Origin of the sequence: Vibrio scophthalmi, from assembly GCF_040869025.1 — a bacterium.
Lineage (GTDB): Bacteria > Pseudomonadota > Gammaproteobacteria > Enterobacterales > Vibrionaceae > Vibrio > Vibrio scophthalmi.
Genome location: NZ_CP134276.1, coordinates 1 through 2,436, shown reverse-complemented (window position 1 = coordinate 2,436; position 2,436 = coordinate 1). Strand labels below are relative to the sequence as shown.

Below are 2,436 nucleotides of genomic sequence, written 5' to 3'. Positions count from 1 at the left end.
AAGGAAGTGACAGAGTAACGTGTGCGCGAAAAATGTGCGTAACCCAAAAGGAAATGAAGCAGAGGCCAATAAAAACGGCGCATCTAAACCCCTGTCACTGTCTACCCGATAGTGACAGGGGTAACTCAAAAAGCGCTCATGTGGAAAAGTTGGGACAGCAAGCTGCCCCGAACTTTACGCACAATCGCTAAGTAACCTTGAGAACGCAGTTAGTTTGCGCTCCGCGCTGAATAAGTTTCTTTTTTTATTTTTTCTAAAAGAGCTAAAGGGGGATTCGGCTGCTGAATGGAAGAGGTAGGAGGGGGATTCAGGGTACACTCACCCTAAGAAGCTCTAAAAAAAGCCTCTTAGTGGTGACTGATGAAACTGCCGACCGGAGCCGAGTATAGTTAATTTTTCATCAGATGAACCTTGATAACACCGGTTCACTGCGAGAGTTACGCTCTGTTATGAGCCTTGTCGCCCGTCTCTCGCGCCCATCCTGTTAGTGCCTTGCAAGGAAGTAAACTCTCCAATGTGCAAGCCTCTTTGCTACCGCTATTGTTCGTAGACTTAGGATGAACCACTCATTTGGGTGATGCTTTCGACAATTCCGCTAGTCCCCATCAGACTAGAGCAAATAACAACGTACTAGGTTGAAAGTCTCTAATTTGTGGAGGAAACCCTTGGGTTTCTACATCTCTATGCTGTCCCGTAACCCTAGTGACTCTAACCCAACCACCGATTACTTGGGGATAATTACTTGAAGTGACTACTTGATATGATCTATCATGAAAGGACTTCAACGCGGCTAAACGTTAGTAAGTATCTCGACGAAAACCAGCTTCCTACGGCTGGTTTTGTCACATATGGGGAAAGAGATTAATCCCAAAAGCAATTGATCTCAATGATCCTTTTTGATGTTCATGAATTTCCCCCACAAAAAAGCCTCCCATAGTGGAGGCTTTTTTGTGTCTAAATCGTAGTTCGCACTAAGTGCCGTTATGGTAAATCGACCACCTTCGTTCGATGTGTTTTAATAATTACAACAGCATCGTCAGGTATATTCACTCTTATAAACGCACCAGCATTATCAACAGAAGTAAAACCGCCACATTGAGGGCACTTAGCTGAATAATTTTCTAGCGGGGAAAAATAACCATCCAAAACCCCCGAGAAAGCCGAATTACAACTGGAACATGTAATTTCTTTTAGTGAACGATCCATTTCAACCCTTCTTGTAGTGTGATCTGCATCACATTTTATCAACTACAAAACAAATTCGCAATAGAGACTAAACTCCAAAATCTGACCGTTTTTTTGTCTTAATATTCGGTAGTCATTATTCCTATTATGTTAAATGCGAGAGTTTGCAGCGAAAAACAGGCCGTTAAGCGCCCTAGAAACGCCTAGGCGCGATTTTGTGCATAAAACCACCCGAGATACCTCGAAATTAATTTGAAAGTTTGTGACGCTTTTTAGGCGATTTACAGGGCATATTTTACACCACTTCGTTAACCCTCCTTTCAAGCTCAAACACTCAAAAGGAATAGTTTTCTTTTTTGAAGTTCGTTTGACCAGGTAAAACGAGTGCAACGAGCTTTGCCTAGTCAAATGAACCGACAACGAGCACAGCGAGGCGTCAGAAATAAGATCTAAAAAAATCTAAAACCCCAGAAATCAGCTAATACACTAGCACTACACTAGTAATACACGGAGCTTCAAAACGCGTATACATCTGTATGTAAATGTGTATTACAAATCAAGTTTGGCTCATATTAACCAATTGATAAATAAGTGGAATTACGATTCTCTACGTTCGTATTACACTGCCAATACGAATTGCTCAACATTGATTTGGGATTTTTTCAAACTTTTAAAATCCGAATTCCCCTTTACAGACAACCACTTAGGCAAAACAAAAGTTTTGCGTGGTGTGTGGTAATTTTTAGCTCTGTTCAAAACTTGTTCGATGTAGGAAAAATCCGACCTAAGACGCAATAAGGAAAAGCTACGGATTACAGAGAAAAGGGTTCAAAGGGATGCCCTTTGGCACGCGATGAGACAAAGTGAGGAACGAGCTTGTATACATCGACAGCGTGCCTTAAAAACAAAGCATAAACAAAAAGAATCGAAGCTAAATCACTGTGTTACATTGAGATTTACATTTGCAAACAAGGAAAAGCGTAGAGTGTCGAACAAAAAACACCTGATTAGCGTTCGAGTAGACGATCAGCATAAAGAAGAACTAGAACTCTTGGGTAAATTCACAGTCATGACGACCCCTGATTTTCTTCGATGCATCCTGTCACTAGGGATAGAGCAATTTAAAAAGAACCAAAACGAATTGGTAGCAAAACATGAGCAACAAACGATAGACAGCCGACTAAAAGAACTAGAGATAAAAATAGCAAAGCTAGAAAACACCGTCCCCAACAAGATAAGGAATTGGCTAGA

1 protein-coding gene is annotated in these 2,436 nt (G+C 41.2%); it reads right to left on the bottom strand.

Going from position 1 to position 2,436, the window contains the following annotated elements; translation table 11 throughout:
• Nucleotides 1-981 precede the first annotated feature (981 nt).
• Nucleotides 982-1,206 (bottom strand): hypothetical protein, encoded by a 225-nt coding sequence (locus RJD38_RS22215; protein ID WP_367971738.1) that lies wholly within the window; start codon nt 1,204-1,206, stop codon nt 982-984.
• Nucleotides 1,207-2,436: the final 1,230 nt, after the last annotated feature.

Excerpts from the sequence above, each read along its gene's own strand:
- RJD38_RS22215 (WP_367971738.1), bottom strand. The coding sequence starts at position 1,206 with ATGGATCGTTCACTAAAAGAAATTACATGTTCCAGTTGTAATTCGGCT.